This window comes from Ignavibacteriales bacterium (genome assembly GCA_026390575.1).
In the GTDB taxonomy this organism is placed as follows: Bacteria; Bacteroidota; Ignavibacteria; order UBA10030; family UBA10030; genus Fen-1298.
This window is the reverse complement of sequence record JAPLFR010000008.1, coordinates 247,652-263,073: the sequence shown is the minus strand read 5'-3', so window position 1 is coordinate 263,073 and position 15,422 is coordinate 247,652. Positions and strand designations below refer to the sequence as shown.

Genomic DNA, 15,422 nt, shown 5'->3' with positions numbered 1-15,422 from the left:
CTCAGAAAATTTCTTTCGCTAACCAGATTCCTGCTCCGAGTGAATTGGCTATAAGGCCTTTTCCTTTAACAAGTTTTTGAAGGACAGTAATAGCCGTACGCAGAGTTGAACGATCTTTCGTTCTGATGCGAAGAATATACTCCTCTCCTATTCCTAGTCCAAGCTTTTTCTGCCAGACAGAGACGTTTAAATCGTGTACCTCCAGACGAAAAATCTTCATTGCTTCAATTAATTCCTTATTGAATGATTCATAAGATTCCTTCCCTTTAGCACATCTCACTTGAAGCTCAAAACGATCTATGTTTCGCTCAAAGCTGCCATCCAGAAATAAAAGATTGTACACAGAACAGGCCAATACGGCTGATTGGTTGACCTTTGTCCCATGTGAAGAATTATAAACACCTATACTCTTGCGGACCAGATGCTCAAGGATGTCGAGATTAGAGCCTCCGTGTATGAAATACAGGGATTCAAAGACCGCAGAGTTGTTTCTGCCAATTTTAAATCCAATGTTTTGGAAGAATGATCTTCCTCCAAGTGCTCTCGCTTTTGGAATCTCTACTTGCGGCGCTTCGATGAGAAACCTGCCGTCATATCCTTCCATCAAACCATAATTTATTTTCGGTAAAAGTTGTTCCGTTGTTTGAACAAATTGATCGCCAATAATGTGTTGAATGTCACCAGTATCCGATTGGATCGGTGTAGATAAAAATTGTGATAAATTTCCTCTTGTAGTCTGGACAGTCTTTGCTGTCAATTCGAATAAATAATTCTGCCAGGTCGTTTGAATTTTTTCCGATTCTTCCTTTAATTCTGTGCGAAATCCCAGCAATGATTTCGCGTATTCTTTTACGGTTACAGTCTTACGGGGTTGATGAAGTACCGAATAAGAAAGAATCGGAATATCAAGAGAAAGCACTTCGTATATGCTCATTGTTCTTCTCCCTATCTTTTAAGATAATTGGATACTTGATGAAGACTCCATGAATTTACCACATCTTTTGGCTCAAGCCAACCCTTACGAGCAATTCCCACGCCGTACCGGACGTCTTGAAGCCCCTCAACATTGTGGGCATCTGGATTGATGAAAATGGGAACTCCTTTTTCTTTTGCGTACTTCAGAAAACGCCAATCCAGATCAAGACGCATTGGGTGCGCATTGATTTCAATTGCCTTACCATAATCAGCAGCGGCGGCAATAATTTCCGGCATGTTTATAGGATATCCTTCACGCTGGAGTAAAAGTCTGCCTGTTGGATGCCCGAGCATTGTCACATATTTATTCTTGAGAGCTTTAATAACTCGTTTTGTCGCTTCTTCTTCAGTCATTTTGAACTTGTTATGGATGGATGCAACGACATAGTCGAATTCTGAAAGCAATTTATCATTGTAATCCATGGAACCGTCAGAAAGAATGTCGCATTCCGTCCCTTTGAATATCCGAAAGTTTGGATACTTCTCGTTCATCCGATCAATTTGTTTCATCTGCTTATGGACTTTCTCTGGAGAAAGACCACCCGCATACGCTGCTGCCTGACTATGATCTGCGATTCCAAGATATTCCCAACCAAACTTCTTTGCCGCTTCAACCATTTGCTCAAGCGTATTCAACCCATCACTATCGGTCGTATGACAATGAAATGTTCCTCGAAGATCGTTAAGATCAATGAGTTTCGGAATGACATGTTTTTTTGCGAATTCTATCTCGCCAGTATTTTCTCGAAGTTCCGGCGGGATGTAATGAAGTCCCAAAGTTTTGTAGATTTCTGCTTCCGTAATACATGAAGGAATCTGTTTGCCCGCTTTTCCTGTTTTGGACTCTTCAATTCGTGTAAAACTGTATTCATTAAGACTCAAACCTTGCTTGCGTGCCAGTGACCGCATTTCCACATTATGTTCCTTGCTTCCAGTGAAATAGTTCAACGCAAATGGATATTCTTTATCTGATACAATCCGAAGATCGCATTGTATTCCATTCTTCAGGATAACGGTGGCTTTTGTGTCACCAGTTGCAACGATTGCGTCAACATCTTCCTGCTTCGTAAATGCCGACATAATTGCTCCGCGTGCTTTATCCGGAGCACTTACGAGAATATCAATATCTCCAATTATTTCTTTCCGCCGTCGGAGACTGCCAGCATAGTTGCATTGCTTCACTCCCTTTATTTTTTTCAGCAGCGAGATTATCCGTTCTGCGGATTCAAACGCTTGAGGATATAAATGTTTGTCGCTGCTTCGTTCAAAATGATCGATATTTTTAAGAATATTCTCTTCTGTCTTTGCGCCGAATCCTTCTACAGAACGAAGCCGCTGTTGATTGCAGGCCTCTCGTAATTCAGCAATGGATTTGATATTTAATTTTTCGTATAGAATTTTTATCTTCTTTGGGCCTAAACCTTGTATGCGAAGCATCTCCAGCACTCCGGACGGAATCTTCGCACGGAGTTCTTCATGCATTTTAGTCTTCCCCGTTTGCATGAGTTCCGTAATAGTATCTGCAAGTCCTTGACCAATGCCTTTGATTGAAGTGAGTGATCCATGCTGGATAAGTTCATTAAGATCATTTGTTAATCCGCTGACAACTTGTGCGCCGTTATGATATGCGCGTGACCGGAAAGGATTTTCTCCTGTTAATTCAAGAAGAGTTCCAATCTCGTCTAATATTTCAATAACACGCTTTTTATCCATTCAAGCTGCTTCCATAGTACCCGAATTCGTTTGTACAGCGGCGTATGCGAGAAGATATTCCTTATATTGGAATAATCGCTGCACTGCTGGTTCCAGATCGAAATACTGCATCATCTCCTGCCGCACCTTTGATGCACCGTATAATCCTTTAAGGTAACCACTGTAGTGTTTTCGGAATTCAATGACACCCTTCCGCTCACCTTTACATTCAGTTGAAAGTTTGAGATGTTCGATCAGAACACGGAATCGCTCTTCAACTGTTGGAGCCGGAAGAAGTGTATTTGTAGTGAGGAAATGTTTTGTCTGCTGATATATCCATGGATTCTCAATAGCGCCGCGCCCAATCATCACTCCATCGCAACCTGTCTCCTGAAATGCCTGAACGATCTTCTGTGGTGTATCGAGCGAACCATTCGCAATAATTGGGATTGAAACGGCCGACTTCACTTTCGGAATCCAGGAAAAATCCGCATCACCCTTGTGTGCTTGAGATCGTGTTCGGCAATGAATCGTGAGTGCTGCTGCACCGGTCTGTTCAACCATCCGAGCAATCTCAACGATCTTAATTGATTCGGCATCCCAACCGAGACGAGTTTTTACAGTCACCGGCAATTTGACGGTCTTTATAACAGCTGAGATGATACGTTCCATTTTGGGAATATCGCGCAAGAGTCCGGAACCAGCGCCGCATCCAACAACATTACGCACCCAGCATCCACAGTTGATGTCTATGATATTAGGATGAAGGCTTTCAGCAATGCTCGCTGCGCCTTCCATAGAAGGCTCTTCACCGCCATAAATTTGAATTCCAAACGGACGTTCTTCTTCACGAAAATCCATTTTCTTTTTTGTCTTTAATGAATTGCGGACAAGTCCTTCAGAGTTGACGAATTCCGTAAATACGATATCCGCGCCAAGACGTTTGCAGACGATGCGAAACGCCTGATCTGTCACGTCTTCCATGGGTGCCAGAAGCAATGGTTTTTCTATGTCAATTGTGCCGATACGCATAAATATCACTTGGTCAAATATACAAAAACCATGAAGCAGTTACAATGAAATGAAAAGTGACCGTCACTTCACTGAGCTCAAACGTAGAAAGTGACGGTCACTTGCTTACAAAATAGAAAAGGCGGCACAAGCCGCCTTTTTGAGAACTATTATATTAAGGTGAGAATAAAATAATTTATTTCTTTTCTTCCTGCTTCTTATTCTCTTCACCTATCTTATCCACTTTACTGATGAGCAGCATTTTCATTCCGCCTTTTTCAAACAGCCGACCGGTAACTTTGACTTTCTCAGCAACAAATGGGATCAATAATTCGCTCGTCCCAGCCATCGCCTTTTTCGATTGCCCCGTTAAATAGAGTGTTCCTGTTTTATCTTCGAGAATGCTTAACGGAATTCCTCCTTTGGCGCACTTGAGGGCACATTCTTTGTGCGAAAGTCCTTTGCCCGGTCCATTCAAACCAGTGATGTAACATTGAGATTCAACAACTTCGCCAACAACTGTGATTTGTTTTCCATTTTGTTGTGCCAGCGCGAATCCGCTGACAATGAAAACAGCAAGCATTGTAATAAGTGATTTCTTCATAATTTATTCCTTATGATAAGTTGATGATTAGTTAGATTGCATAGAAACTTCTTTAGCCAAAAGTATTCTGTAATCCATAAAAAGCCGCGCAGTTAATAATTATTTATCACTCAATTTTCTTTGCTTCAGTATCTCTATCATTTTCATGAATTGTAATAGAATCAACTATACCATTTTTATTTCTTTTAAAATCGAGTTGCATATCAAAAACATCGATAAAATATTCAGTTTCAGATGCTGGGATAAGTTGAACCTGTTGTCCATCTGGCCCTTTTGCCATTAATTTATCATGATCGACAAAGATAATTACATTCACACCGGGCTGGATTTCATATTTCCCGGTAAGCATTTTGTAGATGTGTAAATCAATCTGTGGCAAATTTTCAATCACCGTTGTAAGATCGGGCAATACTTTTCGAACTGGACTATTCTTCCTTAATTCAGGATCCCCAACATCTATTATCTTATCGTTTATCAGCCAGTTATAATCAAAAATTCCTCTTGCAATGTAAAGCTTATTCATTGGCCTTCCCAAACGACCGTTGGGAATACAGCCATCTTGAATAAAGAAATCATAATCTTCATTACGTTGCTGAAATAAATACATACCCGCCATTGAAGTAGCGCCTATGATGGTCACATACCTTTCGGCGTTTAGTGGATGCGGATAAACCATTTGCACGCACGCATCTTTCGTTAGAAATATCTTGCCCGCAATTTCAATTTCATTGGAGGATATTTTCAGTGGAATTTTACTACTCAATATTTTTGTAACAAGATTTGCATCAGCACCGCCATAAAGAATTAACGAATACTTTTTCATATCCTCATCGGTTAACTCCGTATCCTTAAAAACACGCGGTTCAAATTTCTGCCAATCTTTCCATCCGTTAATAAATTCTTGCGCCTTCTGATTACACAATTTTACCATAAGAGAATCATTCGAAATTGTACCGATCACAACTGCAAAAGGAGTTACGGTTACATCTGAAATAGGCCCTTCCCTTTTAGGGTTTTTATTCAGTTGTCCTGGTCTATAATTTTGAAACCACAAATTAATCTTTCCATTCTCCAATTTTACTTCGCGAATATCGCTGATATTCCAAATTACTTTCACAGGTCTTTCAATATCAACCAATGGACTTTTTGGAGAAAGTTCCACCGCCAAAACGTTCTCGGTTGATAGACGGATTGTGTGATTGTTTAGTACTTCAGCTTCCGCTTCGATAAAAGAAAATGGATTGTTACGCTGTGTAACTTTTACCCAGTGAGCAGATGCAGATTTTAAATATGCAGATCTTACGCGTACTTTACTTGGATTTGCATTTATTTTGTGTTCCAAAAACCATGGTATAAGTTGATCATTTATTAAATCGATTCCTTCGTGTCCGTATCCCGGAAATTCGCGATATCGGATATCATAGCCCCATCTTTGCATCATACTTAAAACATATCTTGAATTTTTTACATCTACTGATTTATCGGCATCTCCGTGAAAAACAAAAATCGGGGTAGTGAGCATTGCATCTGCCTGGGCAAAGGAACTGTTTCTTTCACGATAAAAACGTTCGCGCTCCGTCAGTTTAGCTAGTTGTTGTTCATCCATATTAACATGATAATCCCATCCACCATAAACCGGTGCAATTGCAGCAAAAATATCCGGATGCCGCGTTCCCACATTCCAGGTTCCTCCGCCGCCCATTGATTCTCCTTTGAGGTAGATCCGCTCTTCATCAACGTTAAATGACTGTTTCGCCATTTCGACACAGCGCAATATATCCAATTCCCCGATACCCAAATAACTTGTATTACCTCTTCCAAGTGGTTCCATATAAATTACCGGATATTTATCCGAAACATTTGAATGCCGGCTGTCAACCGACCACCATTTTACATAGACAGGATTTGCCGGATTATATCCATGAAGATAAATTACTAAAGGCCACTTCTTTTGAGGATCATAATTCATCGGCAGGTATGCTCGGCAAAACTGAGGTGCATTATCAATTTCATCCCGGTATGCAAGACGAACAAATCCATTTGGACGAATACTACTTATTTTACCGGGTTTGTTCAGTTTTAAATCTTCATATTCCAACAATGGAGAATAAATTGATAGAATTTTAGAGGAATCAACTTTATTTAAATCAGTACCAATCCGATCCCAAATCATATCTGCAAGCATTGTATGAACCAATTCATCCTGCGATTTTGGGTTTTTAGGAATAGTGGAAATAAGTTCTTTCGCTTCTTTTAATGCATCTCCTTTGTACCAGTACAAATAGGCGGTAATTATTTGATCGCGGCTGTCGTTGCTTTTAAAACAAACATCAAAAACACCGTTGGGCCAATCACTTGTATTAAAAGTTAATTCTTCTCCGCGCTTCACTGTTTTCTGAGTTATTATTTTCCCACCTCCGGAAACAATTTTAATCTGCAAATCCTTTTTTTTGATTTCGGGATTGAGAGTTCTATCGGTTTTAATAATCAGTTTATTCTGTGCATCTGATTTTACAATTGATGGAGTTAATTTAAAATCTTGAACGATTGAGAAACTTTCCGGTTCGATAATTCTAAAAGTGAAACCCCATGTCCAATCTCCGTGAACCGTTTTCATAAGAATTGAGTTTTCCCCCTTCAGCATATCAACTTCAATTTGGTAATTTTCTGCAGTTGATCCACTGGAGTTGCCAGAGTATGCAAGTTTTCCGTTAATCCATATTTTATTAGATTCTGTACATCCAAAGGAAAGGACTGCTTTGCCGTCTTTGGGACGATTCACTTTTGCATAGACATACGCGGTAATGTTGTTGTAATTAATATCCTTCAATGCATCAAAAAAATTAATATAGTTATAAGGCGAATGATAATTTTTCCATTCTATCGTCGATCCATTCTGAAGCTTATGAGTCATTCCATTTACCGGTTGAATATTAAGCTCCCCACCGTGTTCTTGAAGAAAATCAGTATCGATTCCGCCTTGAGCTGGAAACCCACCGATCATTAACCAATCCCGGATGAACCCGCCGGTAGCATCTGCCCATGGAATGCGCGTTTCATTTTTAAGTGATTGTTGCGCATTGACAAAAAAGTTCATGATAAAAAGCAAGGCGATAAATAGGAATAATTTCGAGTCTAAGAATTTCCTCATAATAACATCTCCGTTTTTTTATCTTCTGTTTTCTTGTTTATTGGTACAATGAAAAGCATTTATCTTTAATCTGCATATAACATTCCACCATTAAAAAATAATTGCAAAATTAGTTAGATTGCATAGAAACTTCTATCGAGACTTCGGTACTGAATTGCTTCGCTTAAATGGTGAGGATGAATGTCAACGCTTCCATCAAGATCAGCAATTGTACGAGATACTTTGAGAATGCGGTCGTATGCGCGAGCAGAAAATCCCAGACGGCTCATTGCCATCTTCAACAGATCCGCTCCCGCTTGATCTATCTGACAAAATTCTTTGATTTCTTTTGAATCCATATCCGCATTACTAAATAATCCTTTTCGTCCGTTGAATCTATCTGCTTGCATGGCACGCGACGCTATGACGCGGTTGCGTATTATACTTGAATTCTCTCCAGTCCGTTTTGATGCCAATTCGTTGTACTTCACAGCCGGTACTTCCACATGAATATCAATACGATCTAAAAGCGGTCCGGAGATCTTGCCGACATATTTCTGTATTTGCACAGGATTGCATGTACATTCAGCGGTGGAATTTCCATAGTTGCCGCAAGGGCATGGATTCATTGCGCATACCAACATAAAATTCGCCGGAAAGTCTACTGACATTTTCGAACGGCTGATTGTCACATGACTGTCTTCCAATGGCTGCCGCATCACTTCAAGAACACTCCGTGCAAATTCCGGTAATTCATCTAAGAATAAGACACCATGGTGTGCGAGCGAGATTTCTCCCGGACGCGGAATTGTACCGCCGCCTACTAAGGCTGCATCTGAAATTGTATGATGTGGCGACCTAAAAGGACGAACCGAAACGAGAGCGGAATGTAACGGCAGCATTCCTGCCACAGAATGAATCTTTGTGGTTTCTAACGCTTCATCAAATGTCATAGGCGGAAGAATGGTCGGCAGACGTTTTGCAAGCATCGTTTTTCCGGAACCAGGCGGACCGATGAGCAAAATGTTATGCGCACCGGCAGCTGCCACTTCCATTGCGCGTTTCACACTCTCTTGTCCTTTTACATCTGCAAAATCTACGGTATAATGCTGCTCTCCAGAAAAAACTTCGTGCATATCCATGTGAAAAGGCTGGAGCAAACGATGTTCTCCCGCAAAGAATTCAATCGACTCACGCAGACTCCTCATAGGATAGACTTCTATGCCTTCTACCATTGCAGCTTCTCTCGCGTTTTCTTCAGGAAGCAATATACCGCGCTTCCCTTTCGCCCTTGCTTCCAATGCTATGACCAAGGCCCCATGCACCGGGCGCAATGTACCATCGAGCGCTAATTCACCTACCACAACAAACTTATCCAGTACTTCAGATTTGAGTTGACCCGATGCAGTAAGAATGCCAAGCGCTACTGGTAAATCATACGACGAGCCTTCCTTTTTCACATCGGCAGGAGCAAGGTTCACTGTCATTTTCCGATTGGGAAATTTAAAATCGGAATTTTTGATCGCAGCGGTGACGCGATGGATACTTTCTTTTACCGCATTATCAGGCAACCCGACCATAAAGAATTTTGGAGAGCCAAGATCAAGATGTGTTTCTACATTGACAAGATAGGCATCAACTCCAAATGTCGCGGCGCTCAAGATTTGGGAAAACATGATAATAGGTAGTTCCCGTGCTAGAAAGTTAATAGTATAGACGTTTCAAGAATAAAGTGAGCATCTCTCAAAACTCAATCTTCAAGGATCTGCCAAAGGCCATCCCTTTGGGAAAATCTTAAACAAATGTCAAAAATCAAATGATCAATTTCCAAAGAATATTTTGTGCTATGGATTTCGATTTTAAAATTTGGGATTTTAGAAGTTCCCTTTTTATCTGTTATTCCGCAGAAACTCCAAACGTTCCTTCAACTCCTCAGTTGATTTAAGTAGTTTCTCTTTGCCAAACAAAGCTTCTTCCTGACTCGAAAATACCAACAGATATTCTTTACTCATCACAATGGCTTCTTCCGGACACACTTCTTCGCAAAAGCCGCAAAAGATACATCGTACCATGTTGATTTCAAATTTGATCGGATACCGCTCTTTCTCAAGTTCTGTTTCTGCCGCCTGTACTTCAATTGCCAGTGAAGGGCATACGCGTGCGCAAAGCCCGCAAGCAACGCAGCGCTCAACTCCATTTTCCGTAACAAGTACCGGTCTGCCGCGAAACGATGATTCTGGTTTAAATCGTTCTTCCGGAAATTGAGACGTGAATGCCGGTTTGAACATTTGCCTGATCGTCATCCGAAGTCCCTTTAGGATTTCTGGAATGTACGTTTTCTGCAATATACTAAGGTCTTTCTTTCGGATGATTTGACCGTATGAACTCATTTTTCTATTTCGCTCTTACAGAAGGAATAACATTACTAGACCGGTGATTAAGAAATTCGCTATCGCAATCGGCAGCATCACTTTCCATCCGATATGCATCAGTTGATCGTAGCGAAAGCGCGGAATAGTCCACCGCACAATAATAAAAAACAAAATAAGCAGAATGACTTTTGTAAGAAACGTTAGTATTTGCAGCAGACTTACCGCCAGCGGTGATAATCCTAACTGTTCAATAAATGGCAGATGCCATCCGCCTAAAAACAATGTCACTGTTACTGCGCTCGATGTAATAACGTTTGCGTATTCAGCAAGGAAAAAAAGGCCGAACTTCATGCCGGTATATTCCGTGTGATAGCCGCCGACTAATTCCGGCTCTGCTTCAGGTAAATCAAATGGAAGACGATTCGTCTCTGCGAATGACGCAATGAGGAACGTTATGAAACCAAGCGGTTGAAGAAAAATATTCCATTTCGGAATAACACCCCAGAAGTACTCCGTCTGGTGGAGAACAATTTGATCCAGGCGAAGCGTGCCGGAAATCATGAGTACACCGATGAGCGACAATCCCATCGATAATTCGTAGCTGATCAGCTGCGCTGAAGAACGTAATCCGCCCAACAGAGAATACTTATTGTTCGATGACCAACCCGCAAGACTGACACCATACACACCGATGGATGTAAGAGCAAGCAGATACAGGATGCCGATATCAACATCCGCAATGATGAGTTTTATTTGCCGTCCGAATAATTCGATGGTATTGCCGAAAGGAATAATTGCAAACGTACTGAGAGCGACACTGATCGAAATGATTGGTGCAAGGTCGTGAATGAAGCGATTTGCCTGCAAAGGGACAATATCTTCTTTCATTACAAGTTTTACCACATCAGCGAACGGTTGAATGATTCCGCCCGGACCAACACGGTTAGGACCATACCGCTCTTGAATAAACGCACTGACGCGGCGCTCTGCTAAAACAGCCATAGCGGCGCCTAGAACCAAAATTCCAAACATGATAATGAGAATCTTTGCGAGAAGTATGAGTATTGAGATGAGATCCATTGATCAAATATGCTTTCTATAACTTACTAACTTTAAGATGTTCTTTTAAGAATGCGCCTTGACTTCCTATCTTTGAGTACGACAATCCTTTGAAAGCCGGAACGCGTTCTGCTATTTCCTTGAATACTTCTTCTGCCGCAGCATACTTCATTTTCACGCCCATGGCAGAGGCAACTGCTGCAATTATTCTCCAAGACGAACGTGCATCGCGTTTGGTTCCTTTTCCCCAGCTATCATTCCGTGCTGCAAATTTATCCCAGCGGCTCATTGCCATTCCATCCGGAGCACGTTCTTGTTCTATCATTGCCACCGCGGGCTGCACGCGTTGCACGCGTCCATTGAAATTCGTATATGTTCCATGTTTTTCTGCAAATGTCGAAGCAGACAGAATAACATCGGCCTGTTTCGTCGTTTCGTTTTTTATGGACGAATGAACAATTAGCACTTCAAGGTTTGATAGAACTTCAGCTATCCGAGGATCCGCTGCAATATTATCTTCAAGTACATAAAGCACTTTGATAGCGCCACTTGTAATTCCTTTAATAATGTGATCTATACCATCCGTACCAGTCTCTCCCGTAACTCCAACAATAGACGCGCCAAGACTATTTGGCGACTTATCGGCACGAATCAGCAAGTCGTCCTCATTTCCGGGCTTTGCGTGCCGTAGAAAACCAATATTTTTGCTTCCAATAACCTCTTTAAAAAAGCGGACAAAGATGTAATTGTCTTCATTTGTACAATATGCCGATCCGATGCCTGCGATTTCATGTTTGCGATATGTACGCAGTTCTGAAACAACTTTAGAAATTGCTTCATCCCAGCCGACTTCCACTTTTCTACCGTCTTTTCGGATCATTGGTCCATTAATACGATTCTCACTCGATACAAATTTGAATGAATTCACCCTGCCTTCATCACACATCCAGGAAGAATTCACTTCTTCATTATCCCGTGGAGTAAGGCGCAAAATTTCATTGTTACGTATCCACACGTGCGTGTTACAACCTCGAGCACAACCGATGCAAATACTTTCTGTTGAAGACATTTCCCATACACGCGCTTTAAATCTGAAATCACGGTTTGTGAGTGCACCGACCGGGCAAATATCCACCACGTTCATTGAATAGGGATTGTCTAATTTAGTACCTGGGAATGTGGTAAGAATGACGTGTGTGCCGCGCTCAGTGAATGTTAGTACTTTTTGATGAGCAATTTCCTCAGAAAATCTAATGCATCGAGAACACATAATACAGCGCTCAACATCCAGCATTACATTCGGGCCAAGTTCTACTCGTTTAGGTTTATGGGTTTTATCTTCTTGAAATCTACTTGAACCAACACTGTATTTATATGTATAATCCTGCAACTTACACTCGCCTGCTTCATCACAAATCGGGCAATCTAAGGGATGATTGATGAGTAAAAATTCCATGACAGCGTTGCGGGCTTTCACAACTTTCTCACTCTTTGTCTTGACTACCATGCCATCTGCAACTTGTGTTGAACAGGAAATAACAAGTTTCGGCATTTTCTCAATTTCGACAAGACACATTCTACAGTTGCCGGAAACCGAGAGTTTTGGATGCCAACAGAAATGCGGAATTTCAATTCCGTTCTGAGATGCAGCCTGAATGATCGTCAGTTTCGGATCAACTTCTAGTTCTTTTCCATTAATCGTAATCTTTATCATTACACTCTATATCTTTTTATTTCAGAAATTTACGCCGATATACTTCGAGCGCATTCTTCAGTATTATAAGCGATCGCTTAAGATCATCGATATTCAACATGAACGCCAAACGAACTTCATTCATTCCCTTGCCCTGTGTTGTATAAAATCCCTGCGCAGGAGCTAAGAGAACGGTTTCCTTCTCATCTTCATATTCTTCAATAAGCCATTTTGCAAAATACTCGGAATCTTGGACAGGCAAACCGATAGTGATGTAGAATGCTCCCTCAGGTTTGTAAAACGTAATACCAGGAATAAATTTTAATCCTTCGCATACGACATCGCGTCTTTTTCTAAATTCTTCAACGAGAGGCTGCGTATACGGCTCCGGATTTTCAAGAAGCGGGACCATAGCTAATTGTTCAATCGTTGCGACAGAAAGCCGCGCCTGACAAAACTTCAATGTTGTAGAAATAATCTCTTTATTGTGGCTTGCAAGCACTCCGATTCGAACACCGCATACGTTGAATTTTTTTGAACAGCTTTCAAGTACAATTGCTCTATCGTGTACCTGAGGAAAATCTGCAATGCTTATTGCTTTTTTCTCATACGCAAACTCGCGATATGTTTCATCGGAAAGAATGAATAATCCATGTTTTATCGCCACATTGACAAGTCGTTGAATTTCTTCTCGACTGTAAATTGTTCCAGTAGGATTGGATGGACTGCAATACAGGATCGCTCGTGTTCTGTTCGTAACAAAGGCCTCAATCACCTCTTCTGACGGAAGATGAAAGCCATTTTCTATCATTGTAGGAATAGCTCGGAGTTTCACATTCGCGATACATGCAAAACCATTATAATTTGCATACGTCGGTTCGAACACGATGATCTCGTCATCCATATCGCAGATGGCGCACATCGCTAAGGTTATTGCTTCGGATCCACCGGTTGTGACTATAAGCTCACTTTCATCAAAGATAATTCCAGAATGATTAAAATATTTTTTCCATGCCGTGAGCGATTCCGGCAAACCGTTGGATGGCGCATATTCAATTGTCCGGCGCGAAAAATTATGCACCGCTTCCAGGACGGGCAAAGGTGTAGGTAAATCCGGCTGACCGATATTCAAATGGTAGACATGGATTCCCTGCTTCTTGCGCGCTTCTGCAAGAGCGGCAAGTTTTCGAATAGGTGACCCTTGTATCTCTCGTCCTCTCCGTGAAATTGAAAGTGGAGTTTTCGCAAATTGTGTGTCAGATGTTTTCATAAAACAAAATCATATAATTGTGGTAATTATTCAGCTATTGTGTTTTTATACAACCCCTCTGTCCCGATGAATGTCATTCATCGGGACATCTCCCCTTTAAAAGGGGAGAAATTTTCCCCTCCTTGACAAGGAGGGGTGTCCCGCTACCGTTTTACGGTGGCGGGATGGGGTGGTCGAATATTTTTTATTTTCTTTGCTGAGTAGTTACTAATTGTGATACTATTATTTTGTTGTGGTCTCGTGATTGCCATTCGGATGGAAGATGACTGTGGCGAAACGATCTTCCTTAAATAGTCCTTCCGCTATCTCCTGCACCTCTTCCCGGGTGACTGCATCAATCTTATGAATAATTGTGTCTAATGAAATAAGTTCTCCGAAATACAACTCCGAGCTTCCTAACCGTATCATTCTATTGGGAATATTTTCCATACCCAGCATCATACTTCCCTTCAATTGCGCTTTTGTGCGCGTAAGTTCCTCTTTTGTGATGCCTTTCGTACGCAATGATTTTAATTCTTTCCACACGAGGTCGATGCATCGTTGAACATGAGAATTATCGGTTCCGATGTACACGCCGGCTGCACCCGTATCCTGCATCATATTATTGAAGCTGTACACTGCATACGCAAATCCGTATTTTTCCCGTATGTTCTGGAATAATCGGGAGCTCATTCCGTCTCCCAGCAGTGTGTTCAACACTTGCATAGGGAAACGTCTTTCATCGTGAACATGAAAACCGATTGTCCCGAGACAAATGTGCGCTTGCTGAATCGGCTTGTAGTATTCGCTTAAAACAGAACTCGGTTCCTCAAATACGGATTGGTTCCGTTCTGATCGTTTATTTGTACTGTTCACAGCATTTTGGAGGTAGCGTTTTGTTAATTCCACCACCTCCGCATGTTGAAGGTTGCCGGCTGCAGCAACAACAAGATTGGCGGATGTATACTGTTCGGTTTTATAGTGAAGAAGATCCTTGCGCGTAAAGGAAGTAATCGATTTCGCATTGCCGATGACTGGCATTCCAAGGGGGTGCGTTTTGAAAAGGGCTTTTTCAAAATAATCCTGGATAATGTCATCCGGATCGTCTTCTGCTTGTTTCAACTCTTCGAGAATAACATTCTTTTCCTTCTCGAATTCTTTTTGTGGAAAAGTCGGCTGAAATACCATATCGCTTAACACATCTGTTGCTAATTCGAGATGTTCATCGAGTACGCGCGCATAATAACATGTGTGCTCTTTACTGGTGAATGCGTTTAAGTAGCCACCGACTGATTCAATGCTTTGAGCGATTTCTTTCACGCTTCGTTTCTTCGTACCTTTGAATACCATGTGTTCAATAAAATGAGATATCCCGTTGTTTGCCGGGAATTCATCCCTTGATCCTGTCTCGATCCAAAATCCAAGCGATAAAGAACGCACGTGTGGAATTTCTTCCGTCACAATACGTACGCCGTTATCAAGAACCGTCTTTTGGTACGTCGCTTCAGTTTTGTGAGTGAACGAGGGCAAGACTGCCTGCCTTATGGTTTTAAGCTTTTTGTGTTGATTCACAGAACCCCGATGAATAACAAATGAAGAAATTTGATAGAAAATAATATCTATGATGAAGATATCGG

Annotated in this window: 11 protein-coding genes; all 11 read right to left on the bottom strand. The window is 41.4% G+C overall.

The features are described 5' to 3' along the window. Window position 1 precedes the first annotated feature (1 nt). The 11 genes from NTX44_07265 to NTX44_07215 all read right to left on the bottom strand — a co-directional run bounded on the left by NTX44_07265 (window position 2) and on the right by NTX44_07215 (window position 15,357). Window positions 2–934: a hypothetical protein gene (locus NTX44_07265; GenBank protein MCX6121406.1), complete on the bottom strand. Its 933-nt coding sequence runs from the start codon at window positions 932–934 to the stop codon at window positions 2–4. 11 nt (window positions 935–945) lie between these two features. Then, window positions 946–2,688, bottom strand: a complete 1,743-nt coding sequence (gene polX / locus NTX44_07260) for a DNA polymerase/3'-5' exonuclease PolX (GenBank protein MCX6121405.1) — start codon at window positions 2,686–2,688, stop codon at window positions 946–948. Next, window positions 2,689–3,699 carry a tRNA dihydrouridine synthase DusB gene (dusB, locus tag NTX44_07255; protein ID MCX6121404.1) on the bottom strand — a complete coding sequence of 337 codons (1,011 nt, stop codon included), beginning with the start codon at window positions 3,697–3,699 and terminating at the stop codon, window positions 2,689–2,691. It lies immediately after the preceding gene. A 175-nt stretch (window positions 3,700–3,874) separates the two neighbouring features. Further along, on the bottom strand, window positions 3,875–4,282 hold the full coding sequence (locus NTX44_07250; GenBank protein MCX6121403.1) for a hypothetical protein: 408 nt from the start codon (window positions 4,280–4,282) through the stop codon (window positions 3,875–3,877). 106 nt (window positions 4,283–4,388) lie between these two features. Continuing rightward, window positions 4,389–7,433: a prolyl oligopeptidase family serine peptidase gene (locus tag NTX44_07245; protein ID MCX6121402.1), complete on the bottom strand. Its 3,045-nt coding sequence runs from the start codon at window positions 7,431–7,433 to the stop codon at window positions 4,389–4,391. Between the two features lie 113 nt (window positions 7,434–7,546). Then, entirely contained in the window at window positions 7,547–9,088 is a 1,542-nt protein-coding gene (locus NTX44_07240) for a YifB family Mg chelatase-like AAA ATPase (GenBank protein ID MCX6121401.1), read from the bottom strand. A gap of 213 nt (window positions 9,089–9,301) precedes the next feature. Further along, complete coding sequence (locus NTX44_07235; GenBank protein MCX6121400.1) at window positions 9,302–9,802, bottom strand: NADH-quinone oxidoreductase subunit I; 501 nt, start codon at window positions 9,800–9,802, stop codon at window positions 9,302–9,304. Window positions 9,803–9,817: 15 nt separating this feature from the next. Next, window positions 9,818–10,864: an NADH-quinone oxidoreductase subunit NuoH gene (gene nuoH, locus NTX44_07230; protein MCX6121399.1), complete on the bottom strand. Its 1,047-nt coding sequence runs from the start codon at window positions 10,862–10,864 to the stop codon at window positions 9,818–9,820. Between the two features lie 16 nt (window positions 10,865–10,880). Continuing rightward, window positions 10,881–12,557 (bottom strand): 2Fe-2S iron-sulfur cluster-binding protein, encoded by a 1,677-nt coding sequence (locus tag NTX44_07225; protein ID MCX6121398.1) that lies wholly within the window; start codon window positions 12,555–12,557, stop codon window positions 10,881–10,883. Between the two features lie 16 nt (window positions 12,558–12,573). Next, window positions 12,574–13,806, bottom strand: a complete 1,233-nt coding sequence (locus tag NTX44_07220; GenBank protein MCX6121397.1) for a pyridoxal phosphate-dependent aminotransferase — start codon at window positions 13,804–13,806, stop codon at window positions 12,574–12,576. Between the two features lie 222 nt (window positions 13,807–14,028). Next, window positions 14,029–15,357 (bottom strand): pitrilysin family protein, encoded by a 1,329-nt coding sequence (locus NTX44_07215; protein ID MCX6121396.1) that lies wholly within the window; start codon window positions 15,355–15,357, stop codon window positions 14,029–14,031. Window positions 15,358–15,422: the final 65 nt, after the last annotated feature.

What these genes read in the sequence shown, in the direction of transcription:
- NTX44_07250 (MCX6121403.1), bottom strand. Translation starts at nt 4,282, where the DNA reads ATGAAGAAATCACTTATTACAATGCTTGCTGTTTTCATTGTCAGCGGA.
- NTX44_07245 (MCX6121402.1), bottom strand. Translation starts at nt 7,433, where the DNA reads ATGAGGAAATTCTTAGACTCGAAATTATTCCTATTTATCGCCTTGCTT.
- polX (MCX6121405.1), bottom strand. Translation starts at nt 2,688, where the DNA reads ATGGATAAAAAGCGTGTTATTGAAATATTAGACGAGATTGGAACTCTT.
- NTX44_07225 (MCX6121398.1), bottom strand. Translation starts at nt 12,557, where the DNA reads ATGATAAAGATTACGATTAATGGAAAAGAACTAGAAGTTGATCCGAAA.
- dusB (MCX6121404.1), bottom strand. Translation starts at nt 3,699, where the DNA reads ATGCGTATCGGCACAATTGACATAGAAAAACCATTGCTTCTGGCACCC.
- NTX44_07265 (MCX6121406.1), bottom strand. Translation starts at nt 934, where the DNA reads ATGAGCATATACGAAGTGCTTTCTCTTGATATTCCGATTCTTTCTTAT.
- NTX44_07240 (MCX6121401.1), bottom strand. Translation starts at nt 9,088, where the DNA reads ATGTTTTCCCAAATCTTGAGCGCCGCGACATTTGGAGTTGATGCCTAT.
- nuoH (MCX6121399.1), bottom strand. Translation starts at nt 10,864, where the DNA reads ATGGATCTCATCTCAATACTCATACTTCTCGCAAAGATTCTCATTATC.
- NTX44_07235 (MCX6121400.1), bottom strand. Translation starts at nt 9,802, where the DNA reads ATGAGTTCATACGGTCAAATCATCCGAAAGAAAGACCTTAGTATATTG.
- NTX44_07220 (MCX6121397.1), bottom strand. Translation starts at nt 13,806, where the DNA reads ATGAAAACATCTGACACACAATTTGCGAAAACTCCACTTTCAATTTCA.